Source organism: Advenella incenata, from assembly GCF_004217095.1.
GTDB classification, from domain to species: domain Bacteria; phylum Pseudomonadota; class Gammaproteobacteria; order Burkholderiales; family Burkholderiaceae_B; genus Advenella; species Advenella incenata.
This window is the reverse complement of sequence record NZ_SHKO01000003.1, coordinates 14990-31202: the sequence shown is the minus strand read 5'-3', so window position 1 is coordinate 31202 and position 16213 is coordinate 14990. Positions and strand designations below refer to the sequence as shown.

At 57.4% G+C, this 16213-nt stretch carries 13 protein-coding genes; all 13 read right to left on the bottom strand.

Translation table 11 applies throughout. The annotated features are described in order from the left end of the window. Nucleotides 1–248 precede the first annotated feature (248 nt). Genes ftsA through mraZ form a run of 13 tightly spaced genes read right to left on the bottom strand, consistent with a single transcriptional unit; the run spans nucleotide 249 to nucleotide 16084 of the window. Nucleotides 249–1478 (bottom strand): cell division protein FtsA, encoded by a 1230-nt coding sequence (gene ftsA / locus EV681_RS16360; protein WP_025371687.1) that lies wholly within the window; start codon nucleotides 1476–1478, stop codon nucleotides 249–251. Then, entirely contained in the window at nucleotides 1475–2284 is an 810-nt protein-coding gene (locus EV681_RS16355; protein ID WP_128395063.1) for a cell division protein FtsQ/DivIB, read from the bottom strand. The genes ftsA and EV681_RS16355 overlap by 4 nt, the downstream gene beginning before the upstream one ends. Continuing rightward, nucleotides 2285–3247 carry a D-alanine--D-alanine ligase gene (locus tag EV681_RS16350; protein WP_128395064.1) on the bottom strand — a complete coding sequence of 321 codons (963 nt, stop codon included), beginning with the start codon at nucleotides 3245–3247 and terminating at the stop codon, nucleotides 2285–2287. Beyond that, the gene (gene murC, locus EV681_RS16345) at nucleotides 3237–4652 is read right to left on the bottom strand and encodes a UDP-N-acetylmuramate--L-alanine ligase (protein ID WP_128395065.1); all 1416 of its coding nucleotides are present in this window, start codon (nucleotides 4650–4652) and stop codon (nucleotides 3237–3239) included. Before murC ends, EV681_RS16350 begins: the two co-directional genes overlap by 11 nt. Next, nucleotides 4649–5737, bottom strand: coding sequence for an undecaprenyldiphospho-muramoylpentapeptide beta-N-acetylglucosaminyltransferase (murG, locus tag EV681_RS16340; protein WP_130304660.1), 1089 nt, complete (start codon nucleotides 5735–5737; stop codon nucleotides 4649–4651). The genes murC and murG overlap by 4 nt, the downstream gene beginning before the upstream one ends. Beyond that, complete coding sequence (ftsW, locus tag EV681_RS16335) at nucleotides 5734–6954, bottom strand: putative lipid II flippase FtsW (RefSeq protein ID WP_128395067.1); 1221 nt, start codon at nucleotides 6952–6954, stop codon at nucleotides 5734–5736. Before ftsW ends, murG begins: the two co-directional genes overlap by 4 nt. Next, nucleotides 6951–8483: a UDP-N-acetylmuramoyl-L-alanine--D-glutamate ligase gene (gene murD / locus EV681_RS16330; protein ID WP_128395068.1), complete on the bottom strand. Its 1533-nt coding sequence runs from the start codon at nucleotides 8481–8483 to the stop codon at nucleotides 6951–6953. The genes ftsW and murD overlap by 4 nt, the downstream gene beginning before the upstream one ends. Beyond that, nucleotides 8480–9649 (bottom strand): phospho-N-acetylmuramoyl-pentapeptide-transferase, encoded by a 1170-nt coding sequence (mraY, locus tag EV681_RS16325; protein WP_128395069.1) that lies wholly within the window; start codon nucleotides 9647–9649, stop codon nucleotides 8480–8482. Before mraY ends, murD begins: the two co-directional genes overlap by 4 nt. Continuing rightward, nucleotides 9639–12437 (bottom strand): bifunctional UDP-N-acetylmuramoyl-L-alanyl-D-glutamate--2,6-diaminopimelate ligase MurE/UDP-N-acetylmuramoyl-tripeptide--D-alanyl-D-alanine ligase MurF, encoded by a 2799-nt coding sequence (gene murF, locus EV681_RS16320; RefSeq protein ID WP_130304659.1) that lies wholly within the window; start codon nucleotides 12435–12437, stop codon nucleotides 9639–9641. The genes mraY and murF overlap by 11 nt, the downstream gene beginning before the upstream one ends. Continuing rightward, on the bottom strand, nucleotides 12434–14254 hold the full coding sequence (locus tag EV681_RS16315) for a peptidoglycan D,D-transpeptidase FtsI family protein (protein ID WP_128395071.1): 1821 nt from the start codon (nucleotides 14252–14254) through the stop codon (nucleotides 12434–12436). The genes murF and EV681_RS16315 overlap by 4 nt, the downstream gene beginning before the upstream one ends. Further along, entirely contained in the window at nucleotides 14251–14595 is a 345-nt protein-coding gene (ftsL, locus tag EV681_RS16310) for a cell division protein FtsL (protein ID WP_242612296.1), read from the bottom strand. Before ftsL ends, EV681_RS16315 begins: the two co-directional genes overlap by 4 nt. Next, complete coding sequence (gene rsmH, locus EV681_RS16305) at nucleotides 14577–15656, bottom strand: 16S rRNA (cytosine(1402)-N(4))-methyltransferase RsmH (RefSeq protein WP_128395072.1); 1080 nt, start codon at nucleotides 15654–15656, stop codon at nucleotides 14577–14579. The genes ftsL and rsmH overlap by 19 nt, the downstream gene beginning before the upstream one ends. Further along, nucleotides 15656–16084 (bottom strand): division/cell wall cluster transcriptional repressor MraZ, encoded by a 429-nt coding sequence (gene mraZ / locus EV681_RS16300; protein ID WP_128395134.1) that lies wholly within the window; start codon nucleotides 16082–16084, stop codon nucleotides 15656–15658. The genes rsmH and mraZ overlap by 1 nt, the downstream gene beginning before the upstream one ends. Nucleotides 16085–16213: the final 129 nt, after the last annotated feature.

The window sequence follows — 16213 nt, the reverse complement described above, 5'->3', positions numbered from 1 at the left end:
GCCAGCGCCTGTCTCGCATCGTACTTGAACCGTCTCCATGGCCACCTGCCCGGCCATTGTCTGGCAGTTGATCCGCCCTGCCCGGCGGTACATCGACAACCTTCTGCTGCTTTACTGCACTGCTGTCGCGGTGATTTGCAAGTGCTTCACTTCGCATTAACAAAACACCTTAACAAAACACCATAAGGGACATGAAACACGCCCCTTTTTGCAACTGCTGAAACAAACGTCTCAGCTTCTTGCATATTCTAATTCATAAACCACTCTTTCATGCGGGAAATAATATCTTTTAGCGTTCCATTTTGTTGCTTAATCTTACCACCACGCAAACGCTGCACGCGCGCTTCGGTCAACAACCCCATGACTGTGGAAAACCGCGGGTTGCGGACCATGTCGGCAAGACTGCCACGATAGTCGGGAACGGCAACGCGCACCGGCTTGAGAAAGACATCTTCAGCCAGTTCGACAATGCCTGGCATAAGCGCAGTGCCGCCGGTCAATACGACGCCCGAGGCAATCAGGTCTTCATAGCCGGAGTCCCGTACAACCTGCTGCACCATCATGAACAACTCTTCGATACGCGGTTCAATGACGGCACCCAGAGTCTGCCGCTTGACGCGACGAACATCACGATCGCCCAGGCCTGGCACTTCGATAAGCTCATCGGGATTGGCCAGCACCTGCTTGGCAATCCCATAACGCAATTTGATCTCTTCGGCGTCGGGCGTCGGCGTGCGCAGCATGGCCGCGATATCGCTGGTCACCTGATCTCCCGATACCGGCAACACGGTCGTATGGCGAATTGCGCCACCGGTAAAAATGGCGATGTCGGTGGTGCCCGCGCCGATATCGACCAGCACGACACCCAGTTCCTTTTCATCGTTGGTCAGGCAGACCATGGACGAGGCCAGCGGCTGCAGAATCAGGTCCTGCACTTCCAGGCCGCAGCGCCGCACGCATTTGACAATATTCTGCGCCGCGCTGACCGCACCGGTCACAATATGCACGCGCACTTCCAGCCGGATGCCGCTCATGCCTACCGGCTGGCGAATGTCTTCCTGCGAATCGACGATAAATTGCTGGGTCAGCACATGCAGCACCTGGTGATCGGTGGGGATGTTGACCGCCTTGGCTGTCTCGATCACGCGTGCCACATCGGCTTCCGATACTTCCTTGTCCTTGACCGCGACCATGCCGCTGGAGTTGAAGCTGGTAATATGGTTGCCGGCAATGCCTGTATATACTTCACGGATTTTGCAATCGGCCATCAGCTCAGCCTCTTCAAGGGCACGCTGAATGGAATTGACCGTGGATTCAATATTGACCACTACCCCTTTGCGCATACCCTTGGATTCATGCTGTCCAAGTCCGATTACTTCAAAGCGCCCTTCTTCAGGCAAAGCTTCAGCCACCACTGCCACCACTTTGCTGGTGCCTATGTCTAAAGCAACGATGAGGTCCTTTAGGTCACGAGTCATTTTTTCTCTTTACTATCCGATTGTGTTGTCGCTGCCGGCTCGAAGGTGATGGCAAAACCTTTGGTATAACGCAAGTCCACCTGGGCGATCTGCCGGCCGGCTACCTTTTCTTTTAAAACAGGCCACGCCTGAACAAAACGTTCAATCGTAGATGCGAATGATACCGCACCCTGCCCGCCATGTGGGTTTAATGCATCGGCCCCGGGATCCCTGCCCAATACCAGTTTGGTATTATCGTTCAATTCTACACGCCATGCATAGCGATCACTAAGTGTAATCTCATCTACACCCAAATTTAGCGGCGCCAGCCAGCGCACCAGTTCGGCATAGCGTTGTACCACAAGCATTTCGGATCCGGATGGGCCGTTAAACTGTGGTAAATCCGCATCCTCGGGCAGTTCAGCCTGGTTTGCCGTAAATACTTCACCCCAGGTATTGATCATCTGCCGCTCGTTCCAGTAGGCAAACGGCTCCTGCTCTTCGATTTTGAGCAGCAGGCCATCGGGCCAGACGCGGGTAATGTCGGCATGACGCACCCACGGCGACTGCTCGAACAGTTTTTTCGATTCGGGCAGATTGATGGTAAAGAAATTGCCCTGCAACTTGCCCGCAATGGTTTGCTGGATACTTGCCGGCGAAACATATTCAAGCTTGTTACCCTTCATCGGCTCGATCACGATGCGGGTCAGATTGAACATGGGCCGGTGAATCAGCCAGTATCCGCCAGCGCCCAGCAATACCACTACCGCCAACAACATGATCAGGTTGGCGACAAAGTTGGTAATTCGGGCGCTTGGCGTAATCATTTACAATCCTGCCTGCGTCACGGGTTTGGTGCGCTGGATCTTGCAACTGGCCTGCGCCAGAATCTGCACGCACAAATCGGCATAACTGACGCCTTCGGCCTTGGCCCCCATGGGCACCAGCGAATGCGGCGTCATGCCCGGAGAGGTGTTGACCTCCAGCAGAAAATAGCGATTGTCATTGTCCAGCATCACGTCAACCCGGCCCCAGCCCTCGCAGCCTACGGCGACAAACGCCTGCTCGCAGGTTTGTCGGATGCTGGCGGCCAGATCCTGTGGCAGGTCCGCCGGGCAATGGTATTGCGTCTCGTCCGAGACATATTTGTGCTCAAAATCGTATTTGCCATCGGGCGCCACAATTTCGATAATCGGAAACGCCCGCGCCGTGTCGCCCTTGCCCAGAATGGCAACGGTCAGCTCGCGCCCGACGACGAATTTTTCGGCCAGCAGTTCGCTGTCAAACTGAAACACCTCGTCAAAGGCGGCAGACAGATCTTGCGGGCCGGTCACCTTGCTCAATCCCAGCGTCGAGCCTTCATGGGGCGCCTTGAGGATAAAGGGATAGCCCAGTATCTGGCTGGCGCCATCCATATCCTGGCGGGTTCGCACCTTGCAATAAGGTGCCGTCGGAATGCCCTGCTCGATCCAGATGCGCTTGGTCATGATTTTATCCATGGCCAGCCCGGAAGCCATCACGCCGCTTCCTGTGTAGGGAATGCGCAGCAGTTCCAGCGCCCCCTGCAGCGAACCGTCTTCGCCATACCGGCCGTGCAGGGCAATGAAAACCCGGTCAAAGCCGGCCGCAGCAAGCTCTGCCAGGGAATGCTCGGCAGTATCAAACAGATGGGCGTCAATACCCTTGCTGAGCAAGGCTTCGTATATGCCCTTGCCGGAAACCAGCGACACAGGCCGTTCCGCGGACTGGCCGCCGTACAGCACCCCTACCTTGCCAAATTCATTGCTCATTGCGCTCTCCCAACTGCCCCGGCACCTTGTTGATGGATCCGGCGCCCATGACGATGACCACATCGCCGTCGCGAACAAAGTTGATAATCGCTTGCGGCAGTTCAGCCACATCTTCGACAAAAACCGGTTCTACCTTGCCCGCCACACGCAATGCACGCGACAGGGCGCGGCCATCGGCGGCTACAATGGGTTGCTCGCCGGCGGCATACACTTCACTTAAAAGAACGGCATCAGCCCGACTGAGCACATTGACAAAGTCTTCGAAGCAATCCCGGGTGCGTGTATATCGATGAGGCTGGAAAGCCAGGACCAGCCGGCGTTCGGGCCAGGCACCGCGCGCTGCTTCAACCGTGGCGGCCATTTCGATAGGATGGTGCGCGTAGTCATCAATCAGCGTGTAGGTGCCGCCACCATGATCCTGCGGGACGGCAAAGTCACCGGCATAGGAAAAGCGGCGACCGACACCATTGAAACCAGCCAGGGCGCTCACGATATCCTCGTCGGCCAGCTCCAGCTCGGTGGCCACGGCAATGGCGGCAAGCGAGTTCAGCACATTGTGACGGCCGGGCAGATTAAGTACGATATCCAGATCCGGCAGGCGCTTGGCCGGGGTAATCCGCCGTTCAACGGTAAACGCCATGCGCGTTTGCCGAGCCTGCACATTGACCGCCCGGTACATCGCTTCTTCACCAAACCCATAGGTCACCAGCGGGCGTGAGATAAACGGAATAATGTTGCGAACGTTGCTGTCGTCAACGCATACGATGGCACTGCCATAAAACGGCATGCGCTGGGTAAATTCAACGAACGCGCTTTTCAAGCGCGTCATGTCGTGACCATACGTGTCCATATGGTCCGCATCGATATTGGTAATGATGGACATGACAGGCAACAGATTCAGGAACGAGGCATCGGATTCGTCAGCCTCGACCACAATATATTCACCCTGACCCAGCCGCGCATTGGCGCCGGCCGAATTCAGGCGTCCACCGATCACAAAGGTAGGATCCAGGCCAGCTGCGGCCAGCACACTGGCCACCAGGCTGGTGGTCGTGGTTTTGCCGTGCGTGCCGGCAATGGCAATGCCGCGTTTAAGGCGCATCAGCTCTGCTAGCATGATGGCACGCGGCACCACGGGAATTCGCTTGGCCCTGGCCGTCAGGACCTCAGGGTTGCTGTTGGCCACGGCCGTGGATGTAACAATGGCGTCGGCCTCGCCGACATTTTCAGCGTGATGACCGATGAAAATCTGCGCCCCCAATTGTTCCAGACGACGGGTCACCGCCGACTCCTGCAGATCCGAGCCGCTGACTTTATATCCGAGATTCACCAGAACTTCGGCAATACCGCTCATACCGGAGCCGCCGATACCGACAAAGTGAATGTGTCTAATCCGATGTTTCATGTTTTTCCTGCGCTCGCGCGCTCGCAAATATCTGCAATGGTCTGTGCGGCCTGCGTTCTGGCGCAGGCTCTGGCAGCCACTGCAGTCTGCATCAATTGATCACGAGTACGACTTTGTATCCATTGGGCCAGCCAGGCAGCGGTAAATTCGCGCTGGGGTTGTGCCCAGGCCGCGTTGCGGCTGGTCAGCCATGCCGCATTTGCCGTCTGATGGTCATCGATGGCATGCGGCAACGGCACAAACAATGCGGCCACCCCGACCGCAGCCACTTCGGCCACCGTCATGGCGCCGGCACGGCAGATAATCAGGTCGGCCGACATCATGGCCGTAACCATATCATCGATGAAAGGCAGGCATTCTGCGCTGACATTCGCCTGCTTATAGGTGTCCTGCAGGCTGGCAATATGCTGCTCGCCGGCCTGATGCATAATTTGTGGGCGCTGCCCCGGTGCAATCAACGCCATGGCGGCAGGCACCACGGTGTTCAGGGCTTGCGCACCCAAACTGCCGCCCACCACCAGAATACGCAAGGCACCGTCGCGCGCGCCATAGCGCACACCCGGTTCCGGCGTATTGGCCAATTCATTGCGCACAGGATTGCCCACCATCTGCCCGCCAGGCAGCACATCTGGAAAACCCGTCAATACGAAAGCCGCCATTTTAGCAAGCCACCGGTTCGCTGTACCGGCAACGGCATTCTGCTCATGAATTACCAGCGGAATATTGGCCAGTCTTGCCATCAGGCCGCCAGGCACGGCAACATAGCCGCCCATACCCAGCACAACCGCAGGCCGGCACTGCCTGAGGGCGCGTCGCGCCTGCAGACATGCCTTGCCCAGCATGAATGGCAATTTGAGCAGCGCCACCGGCCCCTTGCCGCGTAAACCGGCAAAACGCAATGGCAGCAGAGGAATCGCCGCGGCCGGCACCAGCCGACCTTCCATTTTGTCCGGATTACCCAGCCAAACGACCTGCCAGCCCCGCGCACGCATTTGTGCGGCCACGGCCAGACCGGGCATGATATGCCCGCCGGTTCCGCCGGCCATCACCAGCAACGTACGTGAATCGGAACGAACGCTATTCATCGATATTCTCGCAAGGGCCTTCGGTCGGGGCGCTCTCCCCGCATCATCAAGCGACTTTCATAGTCCACGCGCATCAGAATGGCGATGGCCACCAGATTCATCACAATGGACGAGCCGCCATAACTGACTAGGGGCAATGTCAGGCCCTTGGTCGGCAGCAGTCCCAGGCACACGCCAAGATTGACCAGTGCCTGCACGCCCATCCAGATGGACACGCCCTGCGCCACCAGGCCGCTGAATTCGCGATCCATGGCGATGGCCTGACGGCCGATTTCAAAGCCACGATGCACAATAATCAGAAACAGTATCACCACGGCAATGATGCCTACAAATCCCAGTTCTTCACCCACTACAGCCATAATGAAATCGGTATGCGCTTCGGGCAGGTAGTGCAGCTTTTCGACGCTGGACCCCAGTCCGACACCGAACCACTCGCCACGCCCGATGGCAATCAGCGAATGAGCCAACTGATAGCCGGTAGACTGCACCGTTTCAGGATCGAACGGGTCCAGATAGGCAAAAATACGCTTCACGCGCCAAGGCGCCATCAGGATCAACAAGGCAAAGCAGCCCAGCAGCACCACAACCAGCAGCAGGAACAACACCGCACTGATGCCGCCCAGAAAGAGTATCCCCACCGCGATCGAGACGCTGACCATAAAGGCGCCCAGATCGGGCTCAAGCAACAGCAATATGCCGACCACGCCCAGAGCCACCATCATCGGCGCAAAGCCGCGCCAGAAATCATGCATGTACTTTTGCTTGCGCACGGTATAGTCGGCGGCAAACAGCAGCATGGCCAGCTTGGTCAGCTCGGACGGCTGAAAATTCAACGGCCCCAGGGGAATCCAGCGATACGCGCCATTGACCTCATTACCGATGTGCGGGATAAGTACCAGCACCAGCATGAACAGCGATACAAAAAACAGCGGGAGGGTAAATTTCTCCCAGATGTGCATGGGCAGGGAAATCGTAATCGCGAAACCCACCAGGCCGATGGCAATGAAAACGGCATGGCGTACGAAAAAATAATAACGGGTGGAATTGGAATACTTGGGTCCGTCCACCAGGGCGATCGAGGCAGAAAACACCATCAGCAAGCCGAACATCAGGAGAGCGGCAACCGCGGCAACCAGCAGCAGGTCGTAATTGCGCATTCTGGTGCGGCCAGGCTTGACCGCATTGACGCTTGCTCTCAGGTCGCCCAGCAGACTCATGCCACTTCTCCGTTATCGAGCGCCAGCTCATGCACGGCAGCAGAAAAGACCTGGCCGCGATGCGCATAGCTTTTAAACATGTCGAAGCTGGAACATGCCGGAGACATTAATACTGCGTCCCCCTCTTGAGCGAGTTCCAGGGCCTGTCTGACCGCCGCATCCATGGAATCGGCGCGATGACATGCTACGCCGGTCTGCGCCAGCGCCTGTTCAATCACCGCCGTCGCCTCACCGATCAGAATGACCGCGCGGGCGCAGCGGCGCACAGGCGCAGCCAGCGGAGAAAAATCCTGGCCTTTGCCCACACCACCGGCAATCAGCACAATATCGCGTCCCATACCTTCGAGGGCTGCCACGGTTGCACCCACATTGGTGCCCTTGCTGTCGTTGAAAAAATCAACGCCACGGATACTGCGTTCAAATTGCGTCCGATACAGACCGGCAGCAAAATCCCGCAGCGTGTTGAGCATTGGGCCCCAGCCTACCCCCAGCTCGCGGCACAGAAGCATCGCGGCCTGGGCATTGAGCATATTGTGCTGTCCGCGAATCTGCATGGCGTCGGCCGGCATCAGGCGCTTGATCAGGCCCGGTTTGCGCCGGGGTTTTTCGGCATTTTTCTTGCGCCGGGCGCCCGGCGCTTCAGGCAATTCGAAATCATCCTTTTCACTGGCGGTAATCCAGGTCACGCCGTGCGCGCCTTCCATACCGGTATCGCCCACCAATACGGGGGCATCCACACCGAAGCTGCGCACCTGCACATCATTGATATCGTCGATCATGGCCACGACGGCGGCGTCGTTGCGATTGACAATGGCAACTTTGCTGATCGCCAGCAGGCGCGCCTTGGCAGCGGCATATTCCTGCATATCGCGGTGCCAATCCAGGTGGTCCTGCGTCAAGTTCAGCACGGTGGCGGCATCCGGTGCCAGTGACTGCGTCGTCTGCATCTGGAAACTGGACAGTTCCAGCACCCAAACCTGCGGCAGCGACTGCGCGTCCAGCGCCTGCATGAGCGCGGTCAGCGCCGAAGGGCTGATATTGCCCGCTGCAATGGCTGTTTTGCCCGCCGTTTCCAGCATGGCTTGCGTCAGCGAGGTAACCGTGGTTTTGCCGTTGGTTCCTGTAATGGCCAGTACTTTCGGCTTATAGCCTTGTGTTGTTGCAAGATCGCCCAGGGCCAGGGCAAACAGTTCGATTTCGCCGATGACCGGGATCTGCCGTTGCTGCGACTTTTCCAGAAAGGCTGCCAGTGCCGGTTCCGAGGGTGCGAGTCCAGGACTCAGGACGATCTGCTGCACGCCTTCGAGCGCGGCATCGGTAAATGCCTGAGCGCCCAGAAATTGTGTGATCTCGCCCTGGCCCTGCTCCTGTAGCGTGGCAAGCCCTGGCGGGCAGTCCCGCGTATCGACAATATGCAGTGCCGCACTCTGGCGCAGGCACCACAATGCCGAAGCCAGCCCGGTTTCACCCAGGCCAAGAATCAGGACACGAGAAGGAAAAACGGCCACGCCGTCTGTATCGGTACTCATCGCAGTTTAAGTGTCGCCAGTCCCAGCAGAACCAGCATCATCGTAATAATCCAGAAACGCACCACAACCTGGGTTTCTTTCCAGCCACCCACTTCAAAATGATGATGCAGCGGCGCCATGCGCAATATTCGCCTGCCGGTGCCGGTCTTTTTCTTTGTGTATTTGAACCAGAACACCTGGATCATGACCGACAGCGTTTCAGCTACAAATACGCCACCCATGATGAAAAGCACGATTTCCTGACGCACGATCACGGCGATCGTGCCCAGCATGCCGCCCAGCGCCAACGCGCCCACGTCGCCCATGAATACCTGGGCCGGATAGGCGTTGAACCATAGAAAGGCCAGGCCGGCACCGCCCAGCGCGGCGCACAGCACCAGCACTTCGGACGCACCTGGAATATACGGAAACAGCAAATATTTGGAATAGTCCACGCGACCGACCACGTAGGCAAAAATCCCCAGTGCGCTACCGACCATGACGGTTGGCATAATGGCCAGGCCGTCGAGCCCATCGGTCAGGTTCACGGCGTTACTGGCCCCTACAATCACCATCCAGGTCAGAATCACAAAGCCGAAAACACCCAGCGGATAACTCACGCTTTTGAAAAACGGCACGATCAGGTCGGCACGGGAAGGCAGCGGCATGGTAAAGCCGCTGCTCACCCAGGCCCACATGAGGCGGAAAATATCGGCATTGGCTGGCGCCGAGACGGCAAACGTCAGGTACACAGAGGCGATCAGGCCAATAATGGCCTGCCACATGAATTTTTCGCGCGAGGACATGCCTTCCGGATTACGATGGACCACCTTGCGATAGTCATCGACCCAGCCGATGGCGCCAAAGCCGAAGGTTACCAGCAGTACAACCCAGACGAAACGGTTACTCAGGTCTGCCCATAACAGTGTCGTAATCCCGATAGCAATCAGAATCAACGCGCCGCCCATGGTCGGCGTACCGTTTTTGACCAGATGGGTCTCGGGGCCGTAGCTGCGAACGGCCTGGCCGATTTTGAGCTCGGTCAGCTTGCGAATCACATGCGGCCCGGCCATCAGCCCGATAAACAGCGCCGTTGCGCAAGCAAACATGGCCCGCAACGTAATGTATTCAAAAACACTCAGGACGGAAAATGTGGGCGAGAGCCACTGGGTCAGTTCATAGAGCATGACCGGCCTCTTTTTTTTCTGACCAGGACAGCAAATCCTGTACTACCCGTTCCATCCGCATTGATCTAGAGCCCTTTACTAATATGCTTGCGGGCTGTCTTGCAACGACCCTTTCTGCGATTTCATGTATATCTGTCATATGTTCTGCCGTCTGGCCACACGCCTGCGCAGCCAGCGCACTGGCATTTCCATATGTAAACACATATGAAATGCCTTTATTACGGGCGTATTGCCCTACTTCCTCATGCATTTGCGGCCCGTTCTCGCCCACTTCGGCCATATCGCCCAGAACCAGCACGGTTGGCGCAGGCAGCGCGGCCAGAACATCGATCGCCGCAATTACGGAGTCCGGATTCGCATTATACGAGTCATCGACCAGCGTGAGGCCGCCGGACAGGGTATGGCTGCGCATTCGTCCCTTGACCGGGGCAAATGCCTGCAGTCCCTCACGGATATCTGCCAGACTAATGCCCGCAGCATAGGCGCAAGCGGCTGCCGCCAGACTGTTGCGCACATTGTGGGTGCCCGCGATGGCCAGACGCACATCGATCTGCCCTGCCGGGGTTTTCATGACAAACGAAATACCAAGCGGATCGGGAACAACAGATTCGGCGTAAAAATCGGCATCGGCCGTCTGCCCGAAGGTCAGCACTCGACGCTTGCCGGCCAGCTCCCGCCACAAATCAGCGTAAGGCTCATCGACGGGAAAAACAGCGGTCCCGTCGGCAGGCAGGGACAAAAACACCTGTCCGTTCTCAATGGCTACGGCCTGGACCGTGTGCATGAATTCCTGGTGCTCGCGCTGCGCATTGGTCACGACTGCGATACTGGGTTCACATAACACGGCCAGTTGCTCAATTTCACCCGGATGGTTCATGCCCAGTTCCAGCACAGCCATCTGATGCTCCGAGGTTAATTTAAGCAGGCTGCGCGGCACGCCCCACTGGTTATTCAAATTGCCTTCGGTCGCAAAGCGACGTTCAGTGCCCACGCCAGCGGCCAGCACGCAGGAGATCATCTCTTTGGTCGTGGTTTTACCATTGCTGCCGGCCACGGCAATCAGCGGCAGACAATATTGGCGACGCCAGGCATGGCCCATACTCATCAAGGCAAGCGTGGTATCGGCAACCAGAATTTGCGGCAGATCCACGGCCGGATCGCGGCGACTGACTAGTGCTGCGACAGCGCCAGCCTGCCCGGCAGCGCCAATAAATTCGTGGCCATCATGCAGCTCGCCGCGAATGGCGATAAACAAGCCGTTCTCCGGAACATGCCGGGAATCGGTTGAAATCTCGGGCCGATCGCGTAGCAGCAGCCCCAGTCGCGACCACTCCAGATCGTCAAAAGGCTGGCGCTCGTGGTTGATTTCCTGGTAAGTCTCGTGTCCCTTGCCGGCAACCAGCACCACGTCGGCAGCAGATGCCTTCAGGATCATTTCGATAATCGCGCAGCCGCGATCGGGTTCAGCTCGTGCGCCTTGCGGCATACCCCTGAGAATATCGTTCAGAATATCGCCGGGCGCTTCGGTGCGCGGATTATCGCTGGTCACCAGCACCTGATCAGCCAGACTCGCGGCGATCTGCCCCATGATCGGGCGCTTGGACTTATCCCGATCGCCCCCGCAACCGAAAACGCATAGCAACTGGCCGCCACGGGCCGTGGCAACCGGCTGCAAGGCCTGTAATGCGCGTTCCAGCGAATCGGGGGTATGCGAGTAATCGACCACCACCAACGGGCGTTTGTGCCCCGCGTCGGCACTTGCCGGCGTAACGGTCTGCAACCGTCCGGGCACCGGGGTAAGCAACGATACCAGCCCGGCGCTTTGGCGCAAATGAATGCCCAAGGCATCCAGCACGGCAACGACAAGCAGAATATTGGCAATGGAATGCTCACCCAGCAGACGCGTGGTCACCTGCGCATCGCCACCTGGCGTGCGCAGCGTAAACACCAGGCCATAATCGCGAAACTCATGTTCGACTGCCGTGAATGTTGCCTGCGGCGCGGCCTTCAGTGAATAGCCCGCCCTGGCATGCGCCGTGGTTTTCGCAAAAATTCGTTCGCCGGCCTCATCGTCCATATTCACAATGGCATGACTGAGCCCCGGCCAGACAAACAAAGCCGCCTTGGCGGCCTCATAGCGCGCCATGCTCTGATGATAATCCAGATGATCCAGCGTCAGATTGGTAAATGCAGCTACCTTGACCTGCAGTCCGTCCATGCGACCCTGCTCGATGCCGATGGAAGACGCTTCCATGGCCACATACTCAACGCCGGCGTCGCGCATTTGGGCAATTTGCCGATGTAGCGTGAGCACGTCGGGTGTGGTCAGATTGCCGCCCAGGTTGGCTCCGTCTGGCATCACCGTTCCCAGAGTGCCGATGGTCGCGCAGGACTTGCCCACGGCATTGAGCGCTTCGGCAATCCAGGTGACGCAAGAGGTTTTTCCGTTGGTGCCGGTAACAGCAATGACCGAGACCGCTGCCGAAGGATGGCCATACCAGCTATCGGCGATCTCGCCCAAAAAGGCTCGCAGGCCCACCACCGGCAATACCGGCACCGCATGTCCGGCATCCAGCAATGCCTGGCCCTGCTCCGTGTTCGCAACATCGGCGATCACTGCCGCAGCACCTTTTTTTATGGCATCGGGAATATATGCAAGGCCGTTAACGACGCTACCTGTACAAGCAACAAAGACATCCCCTTTCTGGATGTCTCTGGAGTCTAGCCTTAAATCCGCTTTATCCGTGACATGGCCTGCAAGCCATTGTGCTATCTGTCGGCTATTCATCCCTGGCTCCTCTTGGGTACGGTATTACGCGCCTCAAGAGGAGCTGGTTCGATCGGCGCATCGGGTGGGACGGCCAGATACTTCAGCGTATCTTCAATAATGGAAGCCGCCACCGGCCCGGCAATCACGCTGCCGTAGTAACCGCCCTTGCGCGGCTGATCAAGCGTGACGGCCACGATAATCCGCGGCTTGGAAATGGGCGCCATGGCCACGAATGAGCCCCTATAGTCTTTACGGCTATAACGACCATCAATAATTTTACGCGCAGTGCCGCTCTTGCCACCAATCCGGTATCCCATGACCTTGCCCTGAATTTTGGTACCTTCAGAGCCGGCCGCATCCTCCAGCATCTGACGCACGGCGCGCGCAGTTTCCGGTTTATAAATCTGGATGCTGGTCGGGTTGGCCCGGTTTTTCACCAGGGACAGCGAAATCATGTCGCCGTTACGGGCCAGCGCTGTGTAGGCATGCGCCATTTGCAGCAACGAGACCGACAGGCCGTAGCCATAGGCCATGGTCGCCCGCTCGATAGGCCGCCAGCGCTCCCAGGGACGCACGCGTCCGGAAGCGGCGCCGGGAAAGCCCATATTGGGCGCCTGCCCAAAGCCCAGCGCATTGAATACTGTCCACATTTGTTCCGAACGCAGACGCTCGGAGATCATGGTCATCCCGATATTGCTTGAACGGCGGATGATGCCGGCCACGTCCAGTACGCCGTTGCGCGTACTCACGTCGGTAATGGTTGCACCCTGGTAACGGTAGGTGCCGCGTCCGGTATTGAATTTGGTTTTTGTGGTCACAGCGCCCGCATCAAGCGCCAGCGCGGCCACAAGCGGCTTCACAATAGAGCCAGGCTCGAACGTATCGGTAATGGCCCGGTTGCGCAGCGCTGCACCCCGCCGCTCCTGCTGGATATTGGGATTGTATGTAGGCAGGCTGACCATTGAAAGGATTTCACCGTTCTGTGCATCGACGACCACTGCCGCACCAGAAGATGCTTCATGATCCGCGATGGCCTTTTGCAGGGCCTTGGAAACCAGGAACTGCACGCGGCTGTCGACTGTCAACTCCAGATTCTGCCCGTCGCGCGCCGGCTCTACTTCCTGCATGTCGCCAATGATGCGGCCCAGGCGATCGCGCAGCACTTTGCGCAGTCCGGGCTGGCCCGACAACTGCTTGTTAAATTCCATCTCTACGCCCTCAATACCGCGATCTTCGATATTGGTAAAGCCCACGATGTGCGCCATCAGTGAACCTTGCGGGTAAGAGCGGCGGGTTTCGGACAGCAGTCCAATCCCGGGAATTTTCATTTTCTGGATCTCGGTCGCCGGCTCCATGGCCACCTGACGGCGCAGGTAGACAAAGGTTTTATCCGAACTGCTCAGGCGCGTCGTCAGATCTTTGAGTGACATATCCAGCAGCTGCGCCAGGCGTGCCAGCTGTTCAGGCGTGGCGCTGCGGGTCTCTTCAGGCGAAGCCCAGACCGCTTTTGCCGGAATACTGGTCGCAAGAAATTCGCCATTGCGATCCAGCACACGTCCGCGATTGGCCGGCAGCACCAGGGTGCGTTCATAGCGTTTGCCGCCTTCGGCCTGCAGAAAATCATTGTTCATCGTCTGCAGGTAAAGCGATTTTGCAATGACGGTGGTGAACCCCAGGCTGATCACGACAAACAGCAAACGCGCACGCCACTTGGGTATCTGCACATGCAGCACCGGACTGCTGCTGTAGTAGTGATGTTGGGACGGGCGCTTACCTGGCTGGTAACCGCCGCGTGTTGTTTTTTTTGATTTGAACAAGTCCAGATTCAGCTTCATTGCGCTCCCCTTGGCGCCGGTGTGGCAGCAGATTTTTCCGTGGCCGTTGCCGCTCGGGCAATGCCTGCATTCATTTCTGATTCTTTGATGAAAACGGTTTGATTAATCTGCGGGGTCTGCATGCTGAGCTTATCGGACATCACCCGGTCTATATTGGCGCTGGTGGTCAGTTGCGCACGTTCAAGCAGCAAGTGACGCCAGTCAACTTCCAGTTCGCGCTCGGCGGCCTGGGCCCGACCAATATCGATATAAAGTAAACGTTGCTGATAGCGGCTGGACACCAGAGAAATGGCACTGTACATGAAAAAACCGATCAGAAATATCAGTGCGAGGCGGGCCACGATCCTCTCCTTTTCTGTGTATCCACGCCGGGCAGCGCCGCGCGGATCGCATTCTCATGTGCCTGATTCCAGGCTGCATCGGTGCGTTCGGCAACACGCAGCACGGCAGAGCGCGAACGCGGATTATCGCGAACCTCACCCTCTTCGGCCAATACCCTGCCAAGATTCTTCAGAACCGGCTCGGGCATTTCACTCTCACGCAAAGGCATACGGGCAAGCTCGGGCGGCAGCGACGAAGCTGCGGCAAAACACTGCTTGACCATGCGGTCTTCAAGAGAATGAAAACTGATCACCGCCATTCTTCCTTGTGGAGCCAGTACCTTCAGAATTGACGCGAGGGTGTCCGCCAATTCCTTGAGTTCTTCATTGATGTGAATCCGTATAGCTTGAAAGGTGCGTGTGGCCGGATGTTGGCCTTTTTCCCGCGTACGGACGACGTTTGCGACGAGCTCGGCAAGTTCGAGCGTTGTGCACAAAGGGCTGGATTGGCGGCGAGCATCAATCGCCTTTGCAATCTGGAAAGCAAACCGTTCTTCGCCATAATATTTAATGACCTCCTTCATGTTGTCCACACTGGCCTGGGCCAGCCACTGTGCGGCCGTCTGACCGCGACTTGTATCCATCCGCATATCCAGTGGCCCATTCCGCATGAACGAAAAGCCCCTGGCTGCATCATCAATCTGTGGCGATGAAACGCCTAAATCCATCATGACGCCATCAATCTGCGTCACACCCTGCTCGGCCAGCGCCGGCACCATGGTGGCAAAACCATCATGAATTACCGTGACCCTGGCATCCTCGCGACTTAACTGCATTGCCGCTTCTATCGCGCGCGGGTCCTTATCAAACACAAACAACCGGGCACTTTTGCTCAGGGCGGACAACAGCAGGCGACTGTGCCCACCCCGACCAAAAGTTCCATCTACGAACACACCATCGCGCTTTGCCGGTGGCGCCCACTGCCTGACAGCGGCAGATTTGGCGTAAAAATCGGCAAGTACCAGTGCGTTGACGGTTTCTTCATACAAAACCGGCTTGTGTTCGTATCCTGCTTCTGCCATCACAGTGAAAAATGCTCAAGACTGTCAGGCAGACCCTTGGCCAGATCCTGTGCCTGTTGCTGCGCAAAGATCGTGGCATCCCATAAATCAAAGTGCTTGCCCATGCCCACCAGCACCACATCTTTCGCAATGCTGGTTGCCATACGCAATTCCGGCGCAATCAAAATGCGGCCCGAGCCGTCAATTTCGACATCCTGGGCATTACCCAGCAACATGCGCTGCACGTGGCGAGCCGACATAGGAAACGCCATGATGGCCTCGCGTTTCTCTTCCCATACCGGGCGCGGGTATATAAGCAAACCGCCGTCAAAGTTGCGGGTGACAGTCAGGGCGCCGTCTGCGGCCTCGGTCAGGGCGTCACGATACCGGGTTGGAATGGTCATCCTCCCCTTGGCATCCAGCGTGAGCGCACTGTTTCCCTGAAATATCACTTTTATCCCACAATTTTACACAAAATCCTACTTTTTCCCACTTTAAGTGAATGCGCGTAAATGGTCAAGTTCTATTTAGTGACTTTTTTCAATCACAACAAAGACTTAGCCAACTTCGCCGAAAAC

Coding starts and splice junctions, on each gene's coding strand:
- ftsA (WP_025371687.1), bottom strand. CDS start 1,478: ATGACTCGTGACCTAAAGGACCTCATCGTTGCTTTAGACATAGGCACC.
- EV681_RS16355 (WP_128395063.1), bottom strand. CDS start 2,284: ATGATTACGCCAAGCGCCCGAATTACCAACTTTGTCGCCAACCTGATC.
- EV681_RS16350 (WP_128395064.1), bottom strand. CDS start 3,247: ATGAGCAATGAATTTGGCAAGGTAGGGGTGCTGTACGGCGGCCAGTCC.
- murC (WP_128395065.1), bottom strand. CDS start 4,652: ATGAAACATCGGATTAGACACATTCACTTTGTCGGTATCGGCGGCTCC.
- murG (WP_130304660.1), bottom strand. CDS start 5,737: ATGAATAGCGTTCGTTCCGATTCACGTACGTTGCTGGTGATGGCCGGC.
- ftsW (WP_128395067.1), bottom strand. CDS start 6,954: ATGAGTCTGCTGGGCGACCTGAGAGCAAGCGTCAATGCGGTCAAGCCT.
- murD (WP_128395068.1), bottom strand. CDS start 8,483: ATGAGTACCGATACAGACGGCGTGGCCGTTTTTCCTTCTCGTGTCCTG.
- mraY (WP_128395069.1), bottom strand. CDS start 9,649: ATGCTCTATGAACTGACCCAGTGGCTCTCGCCCACATTTTCCGTCCTG.
- murF (WP_130304659.1), bottom strand. CDS start 12,437: ATGAATAGCCGACAGATAGCACAATGGCTTGCAGGCCATGTCACGGAT.
- EV681_RS16315 (WP_128395071.1), bottom strand. CDS start 14,254: ATGAAGCTGAATCTGGACTTGTTCAAATCAAAAAAAACAACACGCGGC.
- rsmH (WP_128395072.1), bottom strand. CDS start 15,656: ATGGCAGAAGCAGGATACGAACACAAGCCGGTTTTGTATGAAGAAACC.